28 protein-coding genes and 5 tRNA genes are annotated in these 23618 nt (G+C 53.2%); 7 read left to right on the forward strand and 26 right to left on the reverse strand.

Annotation, left to right across the window (positions count from 1 at the left end):
- Entirely contained in the window at window positions 1-1035 is a 1035-nt protein-coding gene (locus tag GM556_RS05005; protein WP_155579443.1) for a glycosyltransferase family 32 protein, read from the forward strand.
- Window positions 1036-1158: 123 nt separating this feature from the next.
- Here GM556_RS05005 and GM556_RS05010 read toward each other — a convergent pair.
- The 8 genes from GM556_RS05010 to ispH form a co-directional block, all read right to left on the reverse strand.
- Window positions 1159-1235 (reverse strand) — tRNA-Arg (locus tag GM556_RS05010).
- 21 nt (window positions 1236-1256) lie between these two features.
- Window positions 1257-1333 (reverse strand) — tRNA-Pro (locus GM556_RS05015).
- Between the two features lie 79 nt (window positions 1334-1412).
- The gene (gene gpt / locus GM556_RS05020) at window positions 1413-1928 is read right to left on the reverse strand and encodes a xanthine phosphoribosyltransferase (RefSeq protein WP_155573365.1); all 516 of its coding nucleotides are present in this window, start codon (window positions 1926-1928) and stop codon (window positions 1413-1415) included.
- Window positions 1929-2075: 147 nt separating this feature from the next.
- Window positions 2076-2151: transfer RNA gene (locus GM556_RS05025), tRNA-Asn, on the reverse strand.
- Between the two features lie 129 nt (window positions 2152-2280).
- A tRNA-Asn gene (locus GM556_RS05030) sits at window positions 2281-2356 on the reverse strand.
- Window positions 2357-2466: 110 nt separating this feature from the next.
- Window positions 2467-2934 (reverse strand): ribonuclease HI, encoded by a 468-nt coding sequence (gene rnhA / locus GM556_RS05035; RefSeq protein ID WP_155573366.1) that lies wholly within the window; start codon window positions 2932-2934, stop codon window positions 2467-2469.
- A complete protein-coding gene (locus GM556_RS05040) occupies window positions 2924-3877 on the reverse strand; it encodes a homoserine kinase (RefSeq protein WP_155579444.1) in 954 nt (317 codons plus the stop codon). The genes rnhA and GM556_RS05040 overlap by 11 nt, the downstream gene beginning before the upstream one ends.
- A gap of 6 nt (window positions 3878-3883) precedes the next feature.
- Window positions 3884-4906, reverse strand: coding sequence for a 4-hydroxy-3-methylbut-2-enyl diphosphate reductase (gene ispH, locus GM556_RS05045; RefSeq protein WP_155579445.1), 1023 nt, complete (start codon window positions 4904-4906; stop codon window positions 3884-3886).
- 163 nt (window positions 4907-5069) lie between these two features.
- Between ispH and GM556_RS05050 the strand changes: the two genes are divergently transcribed.
- Window positions 5070-5672: a hypothetical protein gene (locus tag GM556_RS05050; protein WP_230873288.1), complete on the forward strand. Its 603-nt coding sequence runs from the start codon at window positions 5070-5072 to the stop codon at window positions 5670-5672.
- A gap of 14 nt (window positions 5673-5686) precedes the next feature.
- Here GM556_RS05050 and GM556_RS05055 read toward each other — a convergent pair whose 3' ends face one another.
- The 3 genes from GM556_RS05055 to GM556_RS05065 form a co-directional block, all read right to left on the reverse strand.
- The gene (locus GM556_RS05055) at window positions 5687-6781 is read right to left on the reverse strand and encodes a glycosyltransferase (RefSeq protein WP_155579446.1); all 1095 of its coding nucleotides are present in this window, start codon (window positions 6779-6781) and stop codon (window positions 5687-5689) included.
- Between the two features lie 6 nt (window positions 6782-6787).
- Window positions 6788-7384: a hypothetical protein gene (locus tag GM556_RS05060; RefSeq protein WP_155579447.1), complete on the reverse strand. Its 597-nt coding sequence runs from the start codon at window positions 7382-7384 to the stop codon at window positions 6788-6790.
- A gap of 179 nt (window positions 7385-7563) precedes the next feature.
- A complete protein-coding gene (locus GM556_RS05065; protein ID WP_155579448.1) occupies window positions 7564-8109 on the reverse strand; it encodes a DUF4142 domain-containing protein in 546 nt (181 codons plus the stop codon).
- A 110-nt stretch (window positions 8110-8219) separates the two neighbouring features.
- On the opposite strand from GM556_RS05065, the gene GM556_RS05070 reads away from it, so the two are divergent.
- The gene (locus GM556_RS05070; protein WP_196424774.1) at window positions 8220-8606 is read left to right on the forward strand and encodes a DUF423 domain-containing protein; all 387 of its coding nucleotides are present in this window, start codon (window positions 8220-8222) and stop codon (window positions 8604-8606) included.
- Here the strand turns inward: GM556_RS05070 and GM556_RS05075 are convergent.
- The 11 genes from GM556_RS05075 to ffh form a co-directional block, all read right to left on the reverse strand.
- Window positions 8603-8923 (reverse strand): hypothetical protein, encoded by a 321-nt coding sequence (locus tag GM556_RS05075; protein ID WP_370513589.1) that lies wholly within the window; start codon window positions 8921-8923, stop codon window positions 8603-8605. The genes GM556_RS05070 and GM556_RS05075 overlap by 4 nt on opposite strands.
- Before the next feature lie 127 nt (window positions 8924-9050).
- Window positions 9051-10256 carry a pyridoxal phosphate-dependent aminotransferase gene (locus tag GM556_RS05080; protein WP_155579450.1) on the reverse strand — a complete coding sequence of 402 codons (1206 nt, stop codon included), beginning with the start codon at window positions 10254-10256 and terminating at the stop codon, window positions 9051-9053.
- Window positions 10256-11458 (reverse strand): pyridoxal phosphate-dependent aminotransferase, encoded by a 1203-nt coding sequence (locus tag GM556_RS05085; RefSeq protein WP_155579451.1) that lies wholly within the window; start codon window positions 11456-11458, stop codon window positions 10256-10258. Before GM556_RS05085 ends, GM556_RS05080 begins: the two co-directional genes overlap by 1 nt.
- Before the next feature lie 49 nt (window positions 11459-11507).
- Window positions 11508-12617: a 3-isopropylmalate dehydrogenase gene (leuB, locus tag GM556_RS05090; protein ID WP_155579452.1), complete on the reverse strand. Its 1110-nt coding sequence runs from the start codon at window positions 12615-12617 to the stop codon at window positions 11508-11510.
- Complete coding sequence (leuD, locus tag GM556_RS05095) at window positions 12614-13276, reverse strand: 3-isopropylmalate dehydratase small subunit (protein ID WP_155579453.1); 663 nt, start codon at window positions 13274-13276, stop codon at window positions 12614-12616. Before leuD ends, leuB begins: the two co-directional genes overlap by 4 nt.
- 2 nt (window positions 13277-13278) lie before the next feature.
- Window positions 13279-14721 carry a 3-isopropylmalate dehydratase large subunit gene (gene leuC / locus GM556_RS05100; RefSeq protein WP_155573378.1) on the reverse strand — a complete coding sequence of 481 codons (1443 nt, stop codon included), beginning with the start codon at window positions 14719-14721 and terminating at the stop codon, window positions 13279-13281.
- A gap of 33 nt (window positions 14722-14754) precedes the next feature.
- A complete protein-coding gene (gene rplS / locus GM556_RS05105; protein ID WP_155573379.1) occupies window positions 14755-15132 on the reverse strand; it encodes a 50S ribosomal protein L19 in 378 nt (125 codons plus the stop codon).
- A gap of 24 nt (window positions 15133-15156) precedes the next feature.
- A complete protein-coding gene (trmD, locus tag GM556_RS05110; protein WP_155573380.1) occupies window positions 15157-15861 on the reverse strand; it encodes a tRNA (guanosine(37)-N1)-methyltransferase TrmD in 705 nt (234 codons plus the stop codon).
- Window positions 15858-16400: a ribosome maturation factor RimM gene (gene rimM, locus GM556_RS05115; protein ID WP_155573381.1), complete on the reverse strand. Its 543-nt coding sequence runs from the start codon at window positions 16398-16400 to the stop codon at window positions 15858-15860. Before rimM ends, trmD begins: the two co-directional genes overlap by 4 nt.
- A gap of 22 nt (window positions 16401-16422) precedes the next feature.
- A complete protein-coding gene (gene rpsP / locus GM556_RS05120; protein WP_155573382.1) occupies window positions 16423-16779 on the reverse strand; it encodes a 30S ribosomal protein S16 in 357 nt (118 codons plus the stop codon).
- 53 nt (window positions 16780-16832) lie between these two features.
- The gene (gene ffh, locus GM556_RS05125; RefSeq protein ID WP_266137487.1) at window positions 16833-18254 is read right to left on the reverse strand and encodes a signal recognition particle protein; all 1422 of its coding nucleotides are present in this window, start codon (window positions 18252-18254) and stop codon (window positions 16833-16835) included.
- Window positions 18255-18461: 207 nt separating this feature from the next.
- Between ffh and GM556_RS05130 the strand changes: the two genes are divergently transcribed.
- From GM556_RS05130 to GM556_RS05140, 3 genes are all read left to right on the forward strand, one after another.
- Window positions 18462-19232 (forward strand): NAD(P)H-dependent oxidoreductase, encoded by a 771-nt coding sequence (locus tag GM556_RS05130; RefSeq protein WP_155579484.1) that lies wholly within the window; start codon window positions 18462-18464, stop codon window positions 19230-19232.
- Window positions 19233-19284: 52 nt separating this feature from the next.
- Window positions 19285-20595, forward strand: a complete 1311-nt coding sequence (locus tag GM556_RS05135) for a DUF2130 domain-containing protein (protein ID WP_155579454.1) — start codon at window positions 19285-19287, stop codon at window positions 20593-20595.
- 510 nt (window positions 20596-21105) lie between these two features.
- Window positions 21106-21195: transfer RNA gene (locus tag GM556_RS05140), tRNA-Ser, on the forward strand.
- A gap of 91 nt (window positions 21196-21286) precedes the next feature.
- Here GM556_RS05140 and GM556_RS05145 read toward each other — a convergent pair.
- Entirely contained in the window at window positions 21287-21550 is a 264-nt protein-coding gene (locus GM556_RS05145) for a hypothetical protein (protein ID WP_099027240.1), read from the reverse strand.
- 21 nt (window positions 21551-21571) lie between these two features.
- The gene (locus tag GM556_RS05150; RefSeq protein WP_155579455.1) at window positions 21572-21892 is read right to left on the reverse strand and encodes a hypothetical protein; all 321 of its coding nucleotides are present in this window, start codon (window positions 21890-21892) and stop codon (window positions 21572-21574) included.
- Between the two features lie 82 nt (window positions 21893-21974).
- On the opposite strand from GM556_RS05150, the gene GM556_RS05155 reads away from it, so the two are divergent.
- Complete coding sequence (locus GM556_RS05155) at window positions 21975-22544, forward strand: hydrolase (protein ID WP_155573390.1); 570 nt, start codon at window positions 21975-21977, stop codon at window positions 22542-22544.
- 78 nt (window positions 22545-22622) lie between these two features.
- On the opposite strand, the gene GM556_RS05160 is transcribed toward GM556_RS05155, so the two are convergent.
- Entirely contained in the window at window positions 22623-22952 is a 330-nt protein-coding gene (locus GM556_RS05160) for a hypothetical protein (RefSeq protein ID WP_155579456.1), read from the reverse strand.
- Window positions 22953-23021: 69 nt separating this feature from the next.
- Entirely contained in the window at window positions 23022-23579 is a 558-nt protein-coding gene (locus tag GM556_RS05165) for a thioredoxin domain-containing protein (RefSeq protein WP_099027272.1), read from the reverse strand.
- Window positions 23580-23618 lie beyond the last annotated feature (39 nt).

Here is a 23618-nt window from a genome sequence, read left to right on the forward strand (position 1 = left end):
ATGTTCCTTAGCCGCCTTAATACTTATATTGCCTACACCACCGAGAGGCTAACACAACAGCATGTTTGCGCTTACAGCGATGAAAACGCTCTCCCTCCTGCCTCTGAGCAAGAGATGGCAAAGCATGGCTATGTGCTTAAAAATATGGGCAATAATCAATGTGTCTTTACCCATCCTGAAAAAGGAAACCTCGTTCTCCATCCTGATATGTCCATGGCTCACCATAGCAATATGCTCAGTGCCGATAGCTATGTGCGTATCATTGACCCTAATATACTTCCCGCCCCGCCATCAGCCGTAACGCCAGCCACCCAAATTGCAAAATATATCCACCAAACAGGCAAAGAGGCTGAGTTCCCCGAATCGTTTCGGCAAAATCGTGATAATCTGATTCTTCTCAACCCAGATTATGACTTCTGCTATTGGTCCGACCAAGGCGGCCGTACTATTCATGAGTTTATAGCAGAGCACTATGGTCACGATGTTTTACAATATTATAACGCTATAACCCCTCGCTACGGAGCCGCACGAGCCGATCTTTTCCGCTATCTTTGCCTCTATCAGCTTGGCGGCGTGTATTTGGACCTTAAATCAACAATCGTTGTCCCGCTGCATACAATAATTCATCCTGACGATACAGCCTTATTATCTTTCTGGCCACGTGTCAGTACGGAATATCCTGAGATTCAGCATGTTAAATATGCAGGAGAATATCAACAATTCTTCCTTATCTACGCAGCAGGGCACCCTCTATTGCGGCGTATTATTCATCAAACATTATGTAATATTAAGCTTTATGACCCTTTCATCCATGGTGTCGGCCTGCAAGGGACGTTCCTAACCACGGGGCCTATTATATATTCCCGTATTCTCCACAGCTATCGTACACCGCACAATGCACGGCTTTTCCATGCGTTAACAAGTGGTGTTGAGTATAATATTTTCTCTCACGAGGCTCATTACGCCAAAATTGGGCCAACGCATTATACGCGCCAAGACACCCCCCTCATCCTCAACCCCGAATCACTCCCTTAAAACACTGCCCACAGCACTAAGGGAGTGCGCGGCTCCATGTTGTGCCCTTTTACGGAGAGAGGATTAACTGTCCTACTCACAGAGGCTAAGAAGGCTATCTATTGTAAAGGGTAAAATATAAGCTGGTGCGCCCTGCTGGATTCGAACCAGCGACCCACAGCTTAGAAGGCTGTTGCTCTATCCAGCTGAGCTAAGGGCGCGCTGTGCCCTACTATAAAACGTGGTCGGGGCGCCCGGACTCGAACCGGGGGCCTCCTGTACCCAAAACAGGCGCGCTACCAGGCTGCGCCACGCCCCGACGACGTGAGCTACTTCTTAAAGGGCCTTACCCTTTTAGACAAGAGGGTTTCGGCCCAAAAAGGATGTTTTTTTACAAATTATACAACACTCCCTCGGCTAAGGGGCGGTACAAATTGCGGGGCCATATCCCACGGGAACAACACCCATGTATCTTGTGCGACTTCCGTTACATAATGGTCTGTATAAGGTCGGCCATCGGGTTTGGCATAAAGGCACGCAAACACCGCCTTAGGCAGCATCTCCCGCACATAACGCGCTGTCACACCGGAATCGACAAGGTCATCAACAATGAGGAACCCCTCACCGTCCCCTGCGGCCTCTGCCGCTTTGAGCAGTTTGGGTGCCTGCTGGGTCCCTTCCTCCCCCTCATAGCTCACTACTGAGACCGTCTCGATCAACCGGCATCCCAGCTCTCGCCCTAAAATTGCGGCAGGAATCAAACCGCCCCGTGTGATAGCCACAAGACCACGAAAGGGCCTATATTGACGCATCAACTCCGTTGCAAGCAGACGCGCATCACGGTGGAGTTGATCCCATGTCACGGTTGCATATTTAATGCTCTGAGAGCCTTGTGTCTGCGCTGCGCCTGTCATGTTGTTCTCTGCCCTTCCTTATGGCTAGTCCTCATACTTCCCCCCTCATACTGCATTGTAAGAAAGGGTAGAACCGTTAGGGCAGATTATTTGCAAGGGCTATAAAAAAAAGCCCGCACCTTAAAAGGTCGGACTTACTAAAAAGGCTGGCTCCCGAAGTAGGACTCGAACCTACGACCCAGCGATTAACAGTCGCTTGCTCTACCAACTGAGCTATTCGGGACCAGCGAGGCTCTATCTAGCGAAACTTAACCGATGGGTAAAGGCTTTTTTTCACAATGATGAAAAAACTTTCCTCGCTTTCAGCACAAAAAAAGCCCGCACCTTAAAAGGTCGGACTTGCCCAAAAGGCTGGCTCCCGAAGTAGGACTCGAACCTACGACCCAGCGATTAACAGTCGCTTGCTCTACCAACTGAGCTATTCGGGACCAGCGAGGCTCTATCTAGCGAAACTTAACCTATGGGTAAAGCCCTATAATGCGCTTCTCCACAAGAAAGATGCAAAACCTTCCTTATTGAAGGAGATAGCGGAGGCCCCTTACTCCAGCTCCTCCCGCCCCTCAGTTGCTAATTGGTCAACGCGCTCATTTTCCTCTAGCCCTGCGTGAGCCTTCACCCAATGCCATTCTATTTTATGGCGTTTTGCAACGTCTAAAATGCGCCGCCATAAATCCATATTCGCTACCGGGTCACCTGATGCATTACGCCAATTACGGCGTACCCACCCTGTATGCCAACGCGTTATGCCATTCTGCAAATAAGCACTATCGGTATAAAGATTCACGATACAAGGTCGCTTTAGGGCCTCCAAGGCCATAGCGGCAGCGGTAAGCTCCATACGATTATTGGTCGTCTCCGCTTCGCCGCCTTTCATTTCCTTCTCATGCCCTTGATAGCGCAAAAGTACGCCCCATCCCCCGGGGCCGGGATTAGGTTTACACCCGCCATCGGTCCAAATATCAACCTCCATAGTGGGGGTATCTTTCGCCTCAGCATTACGGGACATGCGGCACCTTTTGGAAATGATTCAACCGCCGTTGATACGCCCATGGGTCTTTACGCGTCACTAACGCCCCGGCTGGGGTATGAACCCAGTCATAAAGACGCGTGAGCAAAAACCGTAACGCCGCCCCTTGGCATAAGACCGGCAAAGCCGCCCGCTCTGCATCACTTAGGGAGCGAATCTGCTCGTAACCTTGTAAAAGGGCCGCTGCTCGGTCGGGTTGATAATCTTGCTCGGCTTTAAAGCACCACGCATTTACACAAATAGCGAGGTCATAAGCGAGAAAGTCTGTACAGGCGAAGTAGAAGTCGATAATGCCGGATAAGGTCTCTCCTTCAAAAAAGACATTATCCACGAATAAATCGGCATGAATCTGCCCACGCGGTAAATCATTCGCCTCTGGCCATGCCTTAATGACCGCAGCGAGAGCCTCTTTTGTTTCTGTAATAAGGGCTGCTACAGCCTCATCACCGCCATCGGTGCAACTTGCGAAGACGCTTTGCCATCCCTGTGGCCCCAGAGCGTTGGGACGCTCCGCTTCATAACTTTGCCCCGCCTTGTGCAAACGCGCCAAAGCCTGCCCCACTTGCGCGCACGCCGCTGGTGTAATCTCCTCCCGTGCGTGCCCCTCAAGGAAGCTGACAATCACAGCAGGCTTACCCGCTAATTGCCGCAATACGCGGCCATCCCGCGCCATGACAGGTTGAGGGCACGCAATATCATGCTGCGCTAAATGACCCATCAACCCCAAGAACCACGGCAATTCTTGCGGATTCATGCGTTTTTCAAAAAGGGTTAGGATAAAGCGGCCCTGCGTTGTCTTGAGCAAAAAATTGCTATTTTCAACACCTTCCGCAATTCCAACGAAGGAGTGCAAGTCCCCTATAGCGTAAAGGGAGAGGAAGTCCCGTAAGACCTCCTCATCTAACTCCGTATAAACGGCCATAAGGCTTTAGACCGCATCCGCCAGAGGCTGTGGCAAGCGGAAATTGATATTCTCCTCCTTCACAATGCGCTCCTCAATAGTGACATCATAGCGAGCGGAAAGCTCCTCTATCATCTCCTGCACCAAGCTCTCCGGTGCGGAAGCCCCGGCACTCATCCCCAATGTTTTAACGCCATTCAATTCGCTCCAATCCATATCGGAGACTTTCGGCACCAAGAGGGCACGCTTTGCAAGAGAGCGTTCTGCCACTTCGCGTAGCCGTTGCGAATTGGAGGAGTTGGGCGAGCCAATAACAATCACCAAATCACATTCCGCAGCCAGCTCCTTAACCGCCATTTGGCGATTCGTCGTGGCGTAACAAATATCTTCCCGCCGTGGCCCCTCAATATTAGGAAAACGCGTACGCAGAATATCAACAATCTCCGCTGTATCATCAACTGAGAGTGTCGTTTGGGTAATGAAGGCGAGGCGATTCACATCCTTTGGCTGAACCTCAGCAGCCTCACGCGCATCATTAATCAAGGTAACGGCTCCGGGAGGGAGCTGCCCCATCGTCCCCACAACCTCGGGGTGACCTGCATGGCCAATCATCAAAATATGACGCTGCTCCGGCCCACCACCGGCAAAATGACGCTCTGCCTCCCGATGCACTTTAGAGACAAGCGGGCATGTAGCATCCAAATATAAGAGGTTACGCCGCTGCGCCTCCGCTGGCACGGATTTCGGCACACCATGGGCGGAAAACACCACATGACCATCTTCAGGAACTTCATCAAGCTCCTCTACAAAGATAGCCCCTTTTTCTTCCAGCCCCTCCACAACGGTACGGTTATGAACAATCTCATGGCGGACATAAACAGGAGCACCATAGCGGCGTAAGGCTTCCTCCACCACACGAATGGCGCGGTCCACCCCCGCACAAAAGCCACGCGGGCCGGCGAGTAGAATCTTTAATTTAGGCCGAGAGGCCGGCGAATCTGCTCCGGGGTTAGCAGAGTTGGCGGTTACAGGTGTCGTCTGTTCTGACATAATCTTCCCCAGGCAGGCGATAAACGATACAATATTGAACGGTTTGGCGATACCTCATACAAGGACATAGCGCATAAAGCATCCCCTTGGGGCCCTATATCGTCTGTATTGCCGTCTGCTGCAATGTCCTGCACCTAATTTTCTGTGGAGTTTTCTGAGTCCGATGCCTGTATTCTCCTCTCCTACCCGCATTTTCTCCCACCTGATGGGGGGACTCAGTGCCCTCATGCTCGTAACATTACTCACTGGCTGCGAGGGTGAAGACACAACCCACACCTTCGCCCCCGCCTGCCCTAAGTTTGATGTACCCAGCCCCTTAGCCGACCTCATTACCTATGATGGTAAAGGGCTAGATGCCGCGCACAGGCTGACCTCAACGCATATTCTGGCCGTGCAAGGTGATTGCCGTACAGGCCCTAAGGATGAACAAAAACGCCCCCTCACCCGTGTTCGTCTTAGCTTGAACCTTCAGCTAGAGCGTGGCCCGGCGGCAAAGGGCGATACTGTGACCATTCCGTATTTTGTAGCCATCCTGCAAGATGGACAGATTGTGGATAAAAAAATCTTCACCGAGACGGTGAAATTAACACCCTCTCTCTCGGTTATGCAGGCCAACACGCCCTTACGCTTTATTGATATTCCAACAGGGAACAACCCGCAAATTAGCCCCTACTCTATGGAAATCGGCTTCCAATTAAACCATGATGAGCTGACATATAACCGCACACATTTGCGGGCTGCGCAGTTCCAAGAGCATGTGCAGTAAGTAAGGTCCGTCCCCTATATGGCGGCTATATGCCGCCACCTATGCTCATCCTCCAAAAGCGTGCCGAGTGTCTGGCCAATCAAATAATTGGCCACGGCACGCTCATTAAACAGCTGATGATAACGCTGCCACCCCGCCCGCGCGACCGCTTGCCGCGCCTTGGGGTGGTGATGGAAGAAGCGCAGCATCTCACTTAGCTCCTCCAGCGTATTAAAAAAGCCCATTTCTTGGTCAGAAAAGAGGCGGTCATACCCTGTTTGCCGCTCCATAACCACAAGCTGGCCATTGCCAATCATCTGCGCAAGACGGTCAGAACTATAGAGGTAATAATCTGCGCGGCGGCTAATATTAAGACCCATTGCGCTCTGCTCTAGCAATGCGGCGTAAGAAGGCCCGTTCACATAAGGTTGCCCGCGTACCCCAGCATACGCATAGCGCATAGTGGGCGGCAATGTCCCCTCTAACATCTGGCAAAACCGATTCATCTCCCAGCTCTGACCACAAATGAGCCGCTCTCGCGCTGGATTGCCACAAGAATAAAAAAGGTCCGCCTTCAAAAACTGATTCGCAAACGCTCGGCCACGCTCAATGCTGGCATCTACCGGATTCGGTAAAAAATAGACGCGCCCTTCCTCTCCCACACACTCTCGCACAACAGAGCCTGCTGTGGAGATAAAGCTTGCATCCACCACCTGATGCCGCGCTGCAAAATCCCGTGCATTATCGGGAACAAATAATGCATCAATATTCCATTGAACGATGAGCATACCCGGCTGCTGGCGGCGTATCTCCGCAATAACAGCCGGGGGAATCATGTAGCCATGACCTAGTAAAAGAAGGTCCGGCGCACTAAGAGCGAGAAACGCCTTCAACGCACGCCATAAATATCGCCGCCCTAAGTTGCGGCTGCCAAACCATCCCCCTGCACGCGCAATATCGCGGTAGGAAACATCAATAACGTGATGCCCGTTGCGGATTAACCCATGAGAGAGCTTTCCCCCCACGCTAAACTGGCTAGGGGCGTTCTTCTTCAAACTAAAAAAGAAATCCCCGACATGGACAATCTTTAACGGGCGCGCCGCCACCCGTTCTTGCCCATGCCGCGGCATAGCCCCTTAATCCTTCCACCATTGCACTGGCTCTTGGCCAGATTCATCCGTCTCCAATGGAGCTGTTTTCACCGTCTCCACCGCCGCAGATTTTTTGCGTTGTTGCTCCTTCAGTTGATGCAGCTCCGAACGAAGGCGTAAAATCTCCTCATCACGTTTTCGGAGTTCAGTCTTCCCTTCATCCACTTGGAGACGCAAATGCGTTATTTGCGTTGTCGCCGTACGGACACGTTCCCCCAAAAGCGCAATTTCTGCCTCTGCGTCATGAGCGCGGCGTCTTTCCCGCTGTAAACTCTGCTTGAGCCGCTCTTGCTCCTGCCCCGCTTCTGTCGTGATAGCCGCGCGGTTTGTATGCCGCTTCTGCCCGGGGCGCGTAAGAGTTTGATGCTCCACGACCACGGTATCATCCCCCGCAAAACGCCGCCGCCTTGCTGTGGTCTGCTGCCCTACCCGCGCCCTAGAGGGACCACGCCCCTCCTGATGAGCTTGCGGGCGTGATGTGCCCTCACTGCCTTGCGGGCTTGTCTTCCCTTTATTACCCATCCCCATTCTCTCCAACGCTTCACGGAGAGAATGTTCACTCAGATATGATTCATCCTGCATTGTCTATAATTTCAACAATCTTCAATAAAGTGATACAGCTAGGCCCGTTACCCTACCCCTCTCTCTACAAAATCCCCCCTCGAAGAAGAATGATGCATCACATTTAGAGAGAATAACGAACCTTTATTGTGAGCTACTACTTGCCTCTGCCACATCATCACAAAAAAGTCAAAAACAAGTTAACGATGATATAACCCATTACCTTGAGTACGGCACTGCTCCAACAAAGTTGCTACTGCAGTTGCAAGGCTTTTCACATCGGCTATACTCCCATTTTTCTGCACAGCAACTAAAGTGGCTCGCTCTTTAGCCGTGGAAGCATGGGTAATATCGTATAAGAAGGCCTTATCAAAAGGCCGCCCATACAGCTTGCCCAACGTCGCCAAACGGGCTTTCTCCACCGGCGAGGATGTATCCGCCAAAGTAAGATTAAAGTTCGTTGCAATCTTCTGCGCGGCAACATGCGTTTTATCGTAATCTTGCGCTAGCTGACTTGCAAAACCCTTAATAAGGGCATCCTCACTATGGGTTGCGGCTAAACTTGCAATAGCCTTCATATAAACGGCTTTAGAATCAATGCTCTGCACTATACCCACATCTGCCGCAGCAAGCTTAAGCGATGCTGTAGGGCCTTTTGGCAAGGGGGGAACCCTTGGAGGATTCGGCGGGAACATACATCCCCCCATCGCTAAAAATGCGATGCAGGTTATAGAATAACGTCTCATACAATTTTCCCCTTCTCATCCCTCAAAACAACTGAAACAATGGGCGTCTCTTAGAATGACATCAGGTTATACTCAATATGCCACCACATAACAGGATGATTCCCCACTCTATGTGTAAGATATTACATTATCTTTTCGCACTTGGTGCTCTTTATGCTGGCCTTGCTGTGGCAACACAGGCACTTGCAACGCATCTACCTGATGCCGCCTTCCTCCCACCACAAGGGCGTAGCATGGTGCAAAAAGCCGCTGATATTGCTTTATGGCACGGTATTGCACTTTGCGCTCTTACCCTAGGCGTCACCCGCCTGCATCCGCTTCGCCTTACTATAGGATGCTTAGGACTCGCACTCGGCACCACCTTTTTTAGCATCCCCGTCGCCTTACATGGCTTTGGGTATCTCCTTCTCGCACGGCTTGCCCCTCTTGGAGGCAGTATGATCATCCTCTCATGGTTGTGCGTGGCATCATCCGCTTTAGGGCAAAAGAAGCCCTAACGACTGCGGAGTTTATGTAAGAGCCACAACCCGATAAGCTGAATCAGCAGGGCCAACATAAAACACGCCAACACAATGCCAAGGAGCAACATTTGCTCCCGCCCCAAAGCGGTCTCGATATGGAATAGGCTATAAAGCTGCTGCCACCATCTTGTCCCAGCCACATACTGCACAAGAGGAAATACAGGGCGATAAAACCGCACGAGCAGAAGGAAGCCGAATGTCAGCCCCAACAACACAAACATACGACCAAGCGTAGAAGCAACTGATACCTCTTTCCGTGAGGCTTTATAAAAAATTGGCCGTTTTCGTCTCACCGCAAACACCTATCCTCCTGATGACGTGCCCGCACCCTAGCAGGAAATCACGGCTTATCAAGAAAGGCCGACTTTTAAGAAGTATTTTCACAGTTGCGCTGTTACGCTTTTGCTAACAACTATCGTCCTAGCCCTTTATCCCCGCCACAAAATCCTTCAATCGCTCGCAGGCTTCGGCAAGCTCTGCATCAGCGGCCGCAAAGGAGAGCCGTAAATGTGGGCCATAACCAAAGGCAGAGCCGGGAACTGTAGCGATATGCGCCTCCTCCAACAGAGCCTCAGCAAAGGCAACATCATCTTTTAACAAACGCCCCCCGGCTGAATGCATGCCCATCAAAGTAGATAAGCCGGGATAAGCATAAAATGCCCCTTGCGGCATAGCGCAGCTAAGCCCGGTAATCTGCTGTAAAGCCCCGACCACAACGCCACGTCGCCGCTCATAAGTTGCCCGCATCGCCTGCACCCCGGCCATATCTTCCCGCAAAGCCGCGGCGGCCCCGCCTTGTGCCAAGGTACAAATGCCGGATGTCGCATTGCCCTGTACTTTAATCATCGCCTTAATGAGCGGCACAGGACCACAAGCGAAGCCGACACGCCAGCCAGTCATCGCATAAGCTTTGCTCATCCCATTGATGATGAGGACACGCTCTGCCAAATCCGGCGCGACATTGAGCAAAGAAAGATGCGCTTTACCATCAAAGGTGAGATGCTCGTAAATCTCGTCACTCATCACCATGACATGCGGGGCATCGCGCAACACGGCAGCAATCGCCTCCAAATCAGCGCGCTCTAGAATAGCCCCGGTCGGATTATTGGGGAAGTTCAGCACAAGCCAACGCGTGCGTGGGGTGATTGCTGCGCGAATCGCTTCTGCTTGTGGGCGAAAGCCATCTTCCTCCCGGCAAGGGACCTCCACTGGCACACCACCAAACATCCGCGCAATGAGGGGATAACTCACCCAATAAGGAGCGGGAACAACAACCTCATCCCCCTCATTTAAGGAGGCCATAAACGCATTAAAAATAGCTTGTTTGCCGCCATTACAGACCATCAACTGCTCTAGCGATACATCCAACCCATTATCCCGCTTAAACTTTGCCGCAATGGCCTCCAATAGCGGCTTCTGACCGGGAATTGGCGGATAGCCAGTATGCCCCGCGCGGACTTCTGCCACCGCACCTTCCAACGCGGCGTTAGGCGATGGGAAATCCGGCTGGCCCAAGGCTAAGGAAATCACCGGCTTACCCTGCGCTTTAAGCTCACGCGCACGCGCGGCCATAGCAATGGTTGCGGGTGTGGGTAATGTCGCTAAACGCTCAGCTGGTTTAAACATTAGGCTAGCCCCTCACAAAAACGGGCAATGCGGCGACAGGCTTCCCCCAAAAGCTCCGTGCTTGTCGCGTATGACACACGGAAATAACCCGGCATCAAAAACGCAGTGCCATGCACGGCAGCAACCCCGGTTTCATCCAGCAAGGCCGTGACGAAATCTTCATCATTCTTCAGCACATGCCCACTTGCTGTGCGCTTACCCAACAGATTTTGCACCGAGACGAACACATAAAAAGCCCCTTCCGGCTTAGGGCATATAAGCCCCGGCACGCGGGAAAGGGCTGCGACCACGAGGTCCCGCCGTTTTTGATAAACAGAGACCATCTCTTGAATGAAATCTTGCGGGGCAGACACAGCCGCCAAGGCCGCCGCTTGGGCGATAGAGCAGGCATTACTCGTACTTTGGCCTTGCAGCTTTATCAGCTCCTTTATCAACTGCACGGGGGCGGCAGCAAAACCAATACGCCAGCCTGTCATGGCATAGGCTTTACTGACACCATTCATCGTAAGGGTACGCTCCCGCAAGCGCGGCTCTACCTGCACGATGGTATAAGCCTGCCGCCCATCATAGGTCAGCTTGGCATAAATATCGTCCGTTAAAACCCAAATCTGCGGATGCTCTAGCAGCACATCTGTTAGGGCCTTTAACTCTTCACGAGAATACGCACTGCCTGTCGGATTACAGGGGGAGTTCAACATCAGCCAACGCGTCCGCGGTGTAATGGCTGCCCGTAACTGCTCGGCTGTTAGACGGAACCCCGTCTCGGACGTCGTGGGTACGATGACCGGCTTACCATCAGCCAGCTGTACAATATCAGGGTAAGAGACCCACGCCGGGGCCGGGATGATGACCTCATCCCCCTCATTCAATGTCGCGACCATGGCGTTATAAATGACCTGCTTACCGCCTGTAGAGATGCAAATCTCCTCCGCGCGGTAATCAAGGTCGAAATCAGCATTCAACCGCGCAGCAACAGCTTGGCGTAAGGCCGGTGTTCCCGCTACGTCTGTATATTTTGTCTCGCCACGCTGGATTGCCTCTATCGCTGCCTGTTTGATGAAGTCAGGCGTATCAAAATCCGGCTCCCCGGCAGAGAGGCTAATAATATCCCGCCCCTCTGCTTTTAAAGCCCGCGCCTTTTGCGTAATGGCGATGGTCTGGCTAGGCAAAATACGCCCCATCCGCGTGGCAGCAAGTGGCATATCCACTCCTCTTTACATCTTTAACAGGGGCTTCTTAGGCCCCTTGCACTTAAGCGCGGGCGCGCAATGCTTTGAGAACAGCCGCACCCATCTCCTCAGTCCCCACGGGGGTATCGCCCGCCGCCGCAATATCTGCCGTCCGTAACCCAGAGGCCAGAACATCAGACACGGCTTGCTCAATCAACGCAGCATCCTCACCACGCTCCAGCGAATAACGCAGTAACATCGCTAAGGAGAGGATTTGCGCAAGCGGGTTCGCAATGCCCTTGCCCGCAATATCGGGTGCACTCCCATGAATGGGCTCATATAAAGCCGCGCGTTTATCACTCCCGGCCGGTGTGCCTAATGTGGCAGAAGGCAACATGCCTAAAGAGCCCGTCAACATCGAGGCGAGGTCAGATAATAAATCCCCAAAGAGATTCCCCGTAACCATCACATCAAATTGCCGTGGGTCCCGCACGAGCTGCATCGCACAATTATCAGCTAACATGTGGGTCAGCGTGACATCGCTATATTCACGTTTATGTAGGTCCGTCACAACCTCACGCCAGAGCAGGCCGCTCTCCATGACATTGCCCTTCTCTACCGAGCAAACACGACCACTCCGCAAACGAGCGAGGTCGAACGCTACACGAGCCACACGCTCAATCTCGGCTGTGGTGTAAACTTCGGTATTAATCCCGCGCTTTGTGCCATCGGGGAGGGTCTCAATACCGCGCGGCTCGCCAAAATACACACCGCCGACCGTCTCGCGCACAATCATCAAATCCAACCCACGCACCACATCCGGCTTTAACGCAGATGCCGATAATAGCGGGTCGAACAATTTGGCAGGACGTAGGTTTGCGTAAAGATTCAAATCCTTACGCAAGCGCAGAATAGCCACCTCTGGCCGGCGGTCAAAGGGGACATCCTTCCATGCTGGGTCCCCTACCGAGCCAAATAAAACAGCATCGGCCGCTTTTGCTTTAGCAATCACCTCATCGCGGATGGGTACATCATATTTAGCCAGAGACGCCCCACCGACAAGGTCCTCCGACAAGTCAACATTAAGCCCGCGCTCGGCCTTCAACCAATCAATAATCTTGACCGCCTGAGCCATAATCTCTGGTCCGATGCCATCACCGGGCAGCAAAAGGATTTTATGTGAGGCACTCATACTGTTTCTCCTTTTGCGCCAATGACGCTTTGCGGGCGGCTAGCTTGCTTCGTTGAAGGCACCCACGCGCGTGAAGGCCGGGCCTCAAAAGCGCGGATGGCCTCCTCATGAGTCTTCAGCGTTTGAGCCACATCATCCAGCCCTTCTAAAAGAACCTGACGGCGGAACGGGTCCATCTCAAACGTCACGACCTCACCATCAGGGCGATGAATCTCTTGCTTTTCCAAATCAACGGTTAAGCGCGCATTTTCACCATGGCTCGCATCCTCCATCAGAGCGAGGCATTGCTCACGCGGCAGGCGAATGGGCAAAATGCCATTCTTAAAGCAGTTATTATAGAAAATATCGGCAAAGCTGGGCGCGATAACGCAACGAATACCGAAATCCAACAACGCCCAAGGGGCATGCTCGCGCGAAGAACCACAGCCCAGATTATCTAGCGTGATGAGAATACCAGCCTTACGATAGGCTGGTTTATTCAGCACGAAATCCGGGTTTTCCTTCCCCTGCGCATCATAACGTTGCCCGGCGAAAAGATGCTTACCCAACCCCGTGCGATGAATGGTTTTAAGAAAACGAGCGGGGATGATTTGGTCCGTATCCACATTCTCTTGTGGGAGAGCCGCTGCAACGCTGGTTAAACGTGTAAATTTTTCCATGATTAAGCGGCTCCTTCTGCCAATTCAGGCTTTAACAAATCACGCGCATCACAGAGCGTCCCTGTCACAGCCGCCGCAGCGGCCATAGTGGGAGAGCAAAGATGCGTCCGCCCATCCGGGCCTTGCCGTCCCTCAAAATTACGGTTGGAGGTGGACGCAGAACGCTGCCCTGCACTGAGCTTATCGGGGTTCATACCCAAGCACATAGAGCAGCCCGCTTCGCGCCATTCAAACCCGGCTTCACGGAAGATTTTGTCCAGCCCTTCTTGCTCCGCAGCATAGCGCACAAGGCCAGAGCCCGGCACGACCATCGCGCGCACACCCTCGGCCACCTTACGCCCCTTGAGGACTGCCGCAGCGGCGCGAAGGTCCTCAATACGGCTATTCGTACAAGAGCCAATAAAGACGACATCCACCGGTGTGCCGGCAATTTTCTGCCCTGCTTCTAGCCCCATATAGGCCAGCGTGCGGCGGATGCGCTCGGCCTTGGCTGGGTCGGCAAACTCCTCAGGGCGGGGCACGGTGCCTGTAATGGGCAGGACATCTTCCGGGCTTGTCCCCCATGTGACAGACGGCGTAATTGCCGCGGCATCCAACACCACTTCTTCATCAAAATGCGCGCCATCATCAGTGGCTAACGTCTTCCAATAAGCCACGGCTTGCTCGAAAGCCTCACCCTGCGGGGCAAAAGGACGGCCCTTTACATACGCAAAGGTCGTTTCATCCGGTGCGACCATGCCTGCGCGCGCTCCGGCCTCGATAGACATATTACACAGCGTCATGCGCCCAGCCATATCCAGATTACGGATGGCAGAACCTGCAAACTCAATCACATGGCCTGTCCCACCGGCTGTGCCGATACGGCCAATGATGCTGAGCATGATGTCCTTTGCCGTCACGCCCGGTGCGACATCACCCTCAACCCGCACACGCATATTCTTGCTACGCTTCTGAAGCAGCGTCTGGGTTGCTAACACATGCTCGACTTCGGACGTACCAATACCAAAAGCCAAAGAGCCAAAAGCCCCATGGGTGGAGGTATGGCTATCCCCGCACACAATCGTCATGCCGGGGAGGGAAACGCCTTGCTCTGGCCCAACCACATGCACAATGCCCTGCTGGCGGGACCGTAAAGGAAAATATGGAACGCCAAACTCTTTAACATTCGCCTCCAATGTTTCAATTTGAAGGCGGCTCTGCGGGTCTTCCACCGGTTGGGAGCGGTCAGAGGTTGGAACATTATGGTCTGCCACAGCCATTGTGGCATCAGGACGCCGTACTGGGCGGCCCGCAGCCCGCAAACTCTCAAAAGCCTGCGGGCTGGTCACCTCATGGAGGAGGTGCCGGTCGATGTAGAGAAGGCTTGTTCCGTCATCAAGGGTTTTCACCACATGATCATCCCAGATCTTATCGTATAAAGTTCTAGGGGTTTCCGGATGTTGCATTCTCTCTCATCTCCTTTAATGAGAGCTGAAGAATCAGCCCTCCTGCTTCACATCGCGTGGACGCTCGGCAATACGAGCGGACTTACCAGAGCGACCGCGCAGATAATATAGCTTCGCACGGCGCACCTTACCACGGCGCACTACTGTAATATCAGCAATCGCAGGGGAGAAAAGAGGAAAAACACGCTCCACCCCCTCACCATTGGAGACTTTACGCACCGTAAAGCTGCTGCCAAGGCCACGGTTAGAGCGGGCAATCACGACCCCCTCAAACACCTGAACACGTTCGCGTGTGCCTTCCACAACGCGCACACCAACGCGCACTGTATCCCCTGCGGCGAACTCTGGCACGCTACGGATAGCAGCGAGACGCTCCATTTCGCGCGCCTCATATTGCTGAATGATGTTCATACTCAAACTCCTGCAAAAACAAACTCAATCGTACTGAAAGCGTTCATACACAGCCCAGAGGTCTGGGCGGCGCGTCCGCGTTACAGCAATGGATTTCTCATCACGCCAACGGGCGATCTCCCCATGATTGCCAGATAGCAGAACCGGAGGAACCTCGCGCCCCTCCCAACATGCAGGCCGTGTATATTGAGGATATTCCAACAATCCAGCAGAGAAGCTTTCTTCCTCCCCACTTAATGCGGACCCCATCACACCCGGCAGAAGCCTCACACAACCATCCAAAAGGGCTAACGCTGGGATTTCTCCCCCTGAAAGGACAAAATCCCCCATGCAGACTTGCTCGACTGCATGTTTCTCCAGCACGCGCTCATCCACCCCTTCGAACCGTCCACAAAGAATGATAACCCCATCCCCCTGAACGTAACGTGCAATATCCTTCTGCCCTAGGCGATGCCCACGCGGTGTTGGATAAATCACCGGGCGGTTATCGCCTACCTGCTTTACACTGGTTAGGGCGTCATCCAGCACATCAGGCCGCATAACCATCCCTGCTCCCCCGCCAAAAGGCGCGTCATCCAAAGCTTTATGCACCCCCCGCCCAAAGGGGCGAAGGTCGTGCGTATGGCACGCCCATAAAGCTCGCTCTAACGCACGGCCTGCTAAAGAACAACCTAGCGGGCCGGGGAACATCTCCGGGAAAAGGGTTAAGATATCAGCCTGCCATGTCATGAGCGGACTTCTACCTCACCAGCTAAATCCCCTTCTACCTCCACAGCCTCCGGCGGAACGATCACAAGGCGTTTTGCCTTTATGTCTAGCTCCGGCACGCACGCCATGGTGAAAGGAATCAACTGCCCTGTTTCCAGCTCTAAGCTTGTACCTGCCCCATAATCATGGACATTCACAACACGCCCAACTGCTTCCCCAGAGGTGAGAGAGGCCTCCATACCGATGAGATCAATATGGTAGAACTCATCCTCATCTGCCTCTGGCAATGCCTCACGCGCTGCATAGAGCTTACGATTCACCAGCTTTTCTGCCGCTGTACGGTCCGGTAATGGCTGGCCATCCTGCCCTAGAATGGCCGCTATGCCCGGTGCCTTCCAGCGTATATGCCACATAGCCCCTGTCTCATCATGCAGAGGGCCAAGTGCCTCCACAGTTTCGGGATGCTCTGTGGCAGGATGCAGGCGCACAAGGCCCCTTACACCATGCGGGCGGCCAATTGTGGCCACCAAAACATCCTGATGTGACGAAGATTGTGACAAGAGGAAATCTCCCGCTTAGGCCTTACTCGGCCTCGGCTGCCTTAGCGGCCTCAGCAGCGGCAGCAGCACGCTCTTGGGCTTTCTTCTTCGGTGCAGATTTCTTCGGCTGCTCATGGAAGGTCGGCTTCGGAGCCAACCCTGCATGACCGAGGAAACGTGCCACACGGTCGGTCGCTTGCGCGCCCTTCTCCAGCCAATGCTTAATGCGCTCGTCATTAAGACGGACACGCTCGGCATGGTCGGAAGGAAGCATCGGGTTATAAGCCCCGACCTTCTCTACAAAACGGCCATCACGCGGGCTACGGCTGTCGGCCACCACAATGTGATAGTACGGACGCTTCTTCGCCCCTGCGCGGGATAGACGAATCTTCAGGCTCATAATAACTCCTGCCTTATCAAAACATTACAAAAAACACACAGCCAAGCAGACACTTAGCCAAAAGGTGGTCGGCCAGCTGGACCGCCCATCCCCTTGAGCATATCACCTAGGCCACCAGCACCCCCCATGCCACGCATCAACCCTGCTAAGCCGCCCATTTTACTAAGCCGCTTCATCATCGTGGCCATCTCGCTAAATTGCTTTAATAGCCGGTTGACCTCTGGCACGCTCGTCCCAGAGCCAAGAGCGATACGCTTCTTGCGTGACGCCTTGATAATCTCCGGGTTTTTGCGCTCCTGCGCTGTCATGGAGGAAATAATCGCCTTGTGCCGGTTGAAGATGGAGGTATCCAAATCCTTCCCCGCGAGCTTATCCTTCAGCTTGCCCATCCCCGGCAACATACCAAGAATACCAGAGATAGACCCAAGGCGGTTAATTTGATTGATCTGTGAGACGTAATCATTCAGATCAAACTTGCCGGCGAGCATCCGCTTGGCAACACGCTCACCTTCTTCCTGATCAAGCTGCTCGGACGCTTTTTCCACCAGCCCGGCGACATCGCCTAAACCGAGGATACGCCCTGCAACACGCTCAGGATGAAACTCTTCCAGAGCGTCCATCTTCTCACCAGAGCCGGTGAATTTGATGGGCTCCCCTGTCACGGCCTTCATGGAGAGGGCGGCACCACCACGGGCATCACCATCCATACGGCTCATAATCACGCCTGTTAGCCCGACCTGCTCCTTAAAGGATTGGGCGGTATTAACGGCATCTTGCCCGGTCATGGCATCTACAACCAGCAGCGTTTCCACCGGTTTTGCCACGTCACGGACCTGACGGACCTCATCCATCAAAGCTTCATCAATCGCCAGACGCCCTGCGGTATCTAAAATAACGACATCAAAGCCTTCACGACGGCCAGCCTCTAGCGCGCGGCGGGCAATATCAACCGGCCCTTGCCCCTGCTCTATCGGCAATGAGGTGACTAACCCCTCCGTCCGTCCCCTCACTTGCTCAGCAATTTGCTGAAGCTGCAACTGCGCGGCGGGACGCTGCACGTCCAAGCTCGCCAGCAGCACCTTTTTACGCTCCCGGCTAGCAAGGCGCAAAGCCAGCTTACCGGCGGTCGTGGTTTTACCCGCCCCCTGCAAACCAACCAAAAGATACGGAATCGGTGCCGGGGCAGAGAGGTTAAGCGGAACAGCCCCCGCCCCGCCCAGAGCCTCAATCAACGCATCATTGACAATCTTCGCCACAGCCTGACCGGGGGAGACGCCATCCAGCACCTCACCACCAACAGCGCGCTCCTTTACCTTGCTGACAAAGCTGCGCACCACAGGCAGGGCGACATCGGCCTCCAGCATGGCCAAGCGAACCTCGCGCATGGCCTCGGTGACGTCACCCTCCGAAAGCTTCCCCCCACGGGAGAGACCCTCAAAGACCTTCGACATTCTGCCAGAGAGCTGCTCGAACACGATCTATCCTTAATTCCATGACAAATGCGCCACTGCGCGAACCCTCGCGGAGTGACGTGTCCGTAAACTTTTTATGCCTTTACGACCTCTACCGCCCTCCGTCAAGCATTTCCCACTCTGCCCTACCTTCTGTTGCCTCTCTTGCAGCAGAAGCGTAGCCTAAGTGGGCCTCTTTATATGATGATCGGACTCACAAAGGGTTACAGCATGAATATTCTCATCGTCCTCGCCCATCCTGAACGCCAATCCCTCAATGGGGCTTTGGTTGATATTGCCGCACGAGAACTCGGCTCCCTCGGCCATGAAGTGCGTCTATCCGACCTTTATCGCATGGAGTGGAAAGCCACGGTTGATCGTGCTGACTTCCCCCATCAAACAACGGGCGAGCCTTTTAATGTCGCAGCCTCCTCTGCCCAAGCTTATAAGAGTGGAGAACTGACCGAAGATGTTAAAGAGGAGCAAGAAAAGCTCCTCTGGGCTGATGCGGTTATCTTCCAATTCCCCCTCTGGTGGTTTTCTGCTCCGGCTATTTTAAAGGGATGGATTGAGCGCGTCTTTTCTGCTGGCTTTGCATATGGCACAGGCAAAAGCTACGGCGATGGAAGCATGAAGGGCAAACGCGCCATGCTCAGCGTGACAATCGGCGGGACAGAACATGACTACGCCGCCCGCGGCATTTGCGGCCCTATTGAGGACCTCCTCTTCCCGCTCACTCACGGCACGCTCTTTTATACAGGCTTTGCTACCTTGCCGTCCTTCCTCGTCTATAACGCCGACCGGCTAGAAGATTATGGCGAAGGCTTCCCAGCTGTTGTTGACCGCTTCCGGGAGCGTCTCGCCACGTTAGAAACCACGCCGCCTATTGCGTTCCGCTCCGCAGCGAGTGGGGATTACGACCCTAAAACGCGGGAGCTTCGTCCCGGTTTGGAAGAGGCTCATGCGCATGGCTTTAACCTCCATATCAAAAAGCTATCCTAATCCCGCTCTAACACGCGTTCTCTAACCCTCTCCCCCTCCTGAAAGCTGCTCCATGACCGCACATAACATTACTTGCCCGCACTGCCATGAGACGTTCTCGCTTGATAATGCAGGCTATGCTGACATTGTTAAACAAGTGCGCGATAAGGAGTTCTCCAAGGCCCTGCATGAAAAGTTGGAAGCTGCTGCCCAGGAGGAACGTCTTGTTGCCGAGCGCGCTAAGCTGGCCTCCGAGCGTGAGATGAATCAGGCCCTTCATGAGCGTGATGCGAAAATACAAGCCCTTAAAAACCAGCTTGAGCGACATGAAGCCGACCAGCAAGCCGCCGCCCGCCTCGCTGAAGCAGAAAAGAAGGCCCAGCTACAAGAGGCTGTGCAAGCTAAGGAGCGGGAAATCCATGCCCTCCAAGCCAAGCTATCAGCAAGCAAAACAGAGCAAGAGCTTGCTATTACGAAGGCGGTGGACGCGATTCAGAAGGAACGTGACACCCTACAAAACACCTTAAGTGAAGCTGAACTCAAAAGCCGCCTCGCCACCACGCAACTAAAAGAGCGTTACGAGTTGCAGCTAAAGGACCGTGACGACCACATCGAGCGGCTAAAGGACATGAAGGCCCGTCTCTCCACCAAAATGGTTGGGGAAACGTTGGAGCAGCATTGCGAGGTGGAGTTTAACCGCTCCCGCGCTATGGCCTTCCCGCGCGCGTATTTTGAGAAAGATAATGACGCACGCTCTGGCAGTAAGGGCGATTACATCTTCCGCGATATGGATGAAAGCGGAACGGAAATCCTCTCCATCATGTTTGAAATGAAGAACGAAAATGACAGCACCGCCACCAAAAAGAAGAATGAAGATTTCCTCAAAGAGTTAGACAAAGACCGCACGGAGAAGAAATGCGAATATGCCGTGCTGGTCTCCCTGCTAGAGCCAGAAAATGAGCTATATAACACAGGCATTGTGGATGTCTCACATCGCTACCCGAAGATGTACATCATCCGCCCGCAATTCTTCCTCCCCATTATCTCCCTCCTCCGCAACGCGTCCACCAATGCGCTAACCTATAAGAGAGAACTAGAACTCACACGCCAGCAAAGCATTGATGTCACCAATTTTGAGGAGAAGCTGGAGACATTTAAAAACGGCTTCTCCCGCAATTACGACCTCGCCCATAAGCAGTTTAACAAAGCGATTGAGGAGATTGATAAATCCATCTCCCACCTTCAGAAAATCAAAGAAAACCTGCTGAGTTCGGGCAACAACCTCCGCCTTGCCAATGACAAAGCCCAGGACGTCACCATCAAAAAACTCACACGCGGCAATGCAACAATGAAGGCGCAATTTGCGGCTCTGAAGGGAGAGTGATGGGTTTCATGAAGATAGTAGGATATTTCATGCGTTGACCTCTTTCATGGAAGGAGCTATCTTTATTCCATGGTAAAAGAACTGGTGAGTCGCCCCTCACCAGTTCTATGCCTCCATGCAACAGATACGGAGATTATCATGAAGTATGATGCACCTCACTCTAACATAAAAAACTGGTTACATACCAGTCTTTTCATACTAACTACCGTTCTCCCTCTTCTCATCAACCACCCCGCGGATGAGAAGCAGATCGATATTTCTGCAGTAATCGCGATATCCATCCAAAAAATGTAATCACTTTTTAGCCGTTCCTAAGTTCCTCGCCTTTGCGGGGATGAACCGATAGTCGAATATTTCATCGGTTCTATGGAAGAACGTTCCTCGCCCTCGCGGGGATATACGGAAAAAGCCACTCTATAACGGGGTGGCTTTTTCTTTACCCTTTATACCCCCATACCGCGAACACCGCTTGACGCTATTCGCGTGAGACAGTATCAACAGCCGCAGATTGGATGGGTGTCCGAGTGGTTTAAGGAACTGGTCTTGAAAACCAGCGTGCGTGGAAGCGTACCGTGGGTTCGAATCCCACCCCATCCGCCACGAGCCATGTAAGGTCGTCCTTACAAAGACGGCTCATCTCCCTATGATAGAAGACGAGCCGTTGCGTTTTGTAAGGGTAGTCGGCACGTTTTCAGCCGCGATGGTCGTACTGGGCGCGCTCTCCAAGCTTGGTGATCTGTGCGGCCTCTAGCCCTTCTGGGTTATGCTGAGCCTTTTTAGCAATCTCGCGCTCTGCCTCTGTCGCATGCTCACCAGTTTTGAGAACGTGATGAGCAAGCTCCAACACTTCATCCTTTGTAAGCAGTTTTGGCGAATGAATTGCCTTGCGGGCGAGCTCATGCAGGGAACTGCTAGCATGGGGGGCTTTATGCTCATGTGATGATGTATGTGGCATATCCCTAACCTTTCTTTCCTCTCACTTAAGACGCTTCATCGCCTCCCCTTCACGGTGGGGCCTATGCTGCCATGGCACAAGCGCAGCCCTTGCAAGACTGATATGCCCCCGCTGGTCATTCTCAGATAAGCCAGAATCGTCATTATGTGAATCTACCGTCCCTGCGTAATGGCCTATGCCATCTTGCACGCTGCTCATTACCTCCAAATGTGCCTCGGGATCAGCACTGCCCTCATAGCGTATCGTATGGGCCCGCGCGAAACTCGGCATCCCTATCACGCCCAACCATCCTATCGCCAGCAGAAGACCAATATAGTGCATCTCATCCTCCATAAGGCTCATGGCCCCTTCTTTTCATAGCTTTCTCTTGCTGCGCCTCCTCAACATGAATTACCACTTAACCCTTCGTAATTAGGAGCCCTCTATGCCACATACGCTTGACCCTCACCGCACAGCCCTTATCCTCATCGACCTCCAAGAAGGCATTGTCTCCCTGCCCACAGCACCACGCAGCGGGGCTGAAGTCGTAGCTGCGAGCAAGATAGTCGCGGAGCGTTTCCGCCACGCTGGAGCAGTGGTTGTGCTGGTTAATGTCGCCTTTGCTGCTGATGGAAAAGATGCTCTATCCGCCCCTGTCGATAAGCCTTTGCATGACCCCAATACATCTCTACCCGCTCATTGGGCGGAACTCGTCCCCGATTTGGCACGGGAGGGAGACCTCCGCGTTACAAAACATCAATGGGGCGCGTTTTATGGAACCGATTTAGACCTCCAACTACGCCGGCGAGGGATAAACACCATCGTACTGGGCGGAATCGCTACCAATATGGGCGTGGAATCCACCGCCCGCGCCGCGCATGAACATGGCTATCACGTCATTATCCTAGAGGACCTCACCGCGGGGCTGGATGAGGAGATGCATCATTTTGCTTTCCAGCGGCTTTTCCCGCATCTGGCGCGCATTCGCCAAAGCAATGAGATTCAATTTCCCTAGGCTTCATCCTGGCACATAAAAAACAGCCTTCCTCACATCTTGAAGAAGGCTGCCACGCACTATGAATCGGCATAAAGGTCAGTGAGGCAGGCGATGAAGCAGAATCAAAGCACCTGCCTTCCGGTCTGCGTCAGACAGTGGGGCATCCCCATCAGTCCCATCCCGCTCTATGCTTCCAAGATAGCTGCCACCTTCTCCCCTTATGGTTCCATCCTTCTCGATATTCCCAGCATAACTACCACCGGGCCCCCGTATAACGCTGATCTGCTGTACATGCCCCAAAGGCACGGACTGACCATCATATGCGCCAGCAACACCCGGCATACCGGCAACACCCAGCCACCCCATCACCACTAAAATACCGGTGTAATTCATCACAAACCGCCTTAAATGAAAAATCTTTTCCATATGCCTCACTACACCGTATCTCGTGGCAACTGCGTTACAACGCCATGAAGACGCCGTAACCATGCTAGCTCACTTCAAAAGAGCCGCCCATTCCTCCACCGATTGCCCGCTTTGGAAACGCTCATCCAACGTGCCATTCAGCATAAAACTTGGTGAGACATGAATCTTATTGTGCCGTGCATAACGTGTATGGGCTTTAATAGCCTCCGTCACGCTTGCTAGACGGAACGGCACCGCAAGATTAAGCCGCGTATAGACCTCTAGCCGCTCTAACAATTCTTCCGGCGTGGTGTGCATATTCGCGCCCTCATAATGATGAGCGAACTCGAACTCCTCACGATGATCCCCCACACTCCGCAACGTTTGCCACGCTTTATCGCGCCCCTCTGGCAATGCAGCCGCAGCCAAAATGCAGCGCGTCACCACGCCAGAGAAGAGATGCCACGGTTGGGAATGGAGATAAATATGCAGTGTCATAGCCTCCTCCCCTACATGGGCTAAGAGGGGCATTAACTTACGTGAGGCCCGCACACAAAAGGGGCATGTTGGCTCTAAAAAGACCTCTAATTTTTTCGGCCCATGGCCCCAGATAAGCTCTGCGGGTTTATGCGTCTCTTGTGCTGGCATAATCTGATGCTCCTTAGCTTTACCCCTATGACCTCCCCC

Source organism: Bombella sp. ESL0378 (genome assembly GCF_009725845.1).
In the GTDB taxonomy this organism is placed as follows: Bacteria; Pseudomonadota; Alphaproteobacteria; order Acetobacterales; family Acetobacteraceae; genus Bombella; species Bombella pollinis.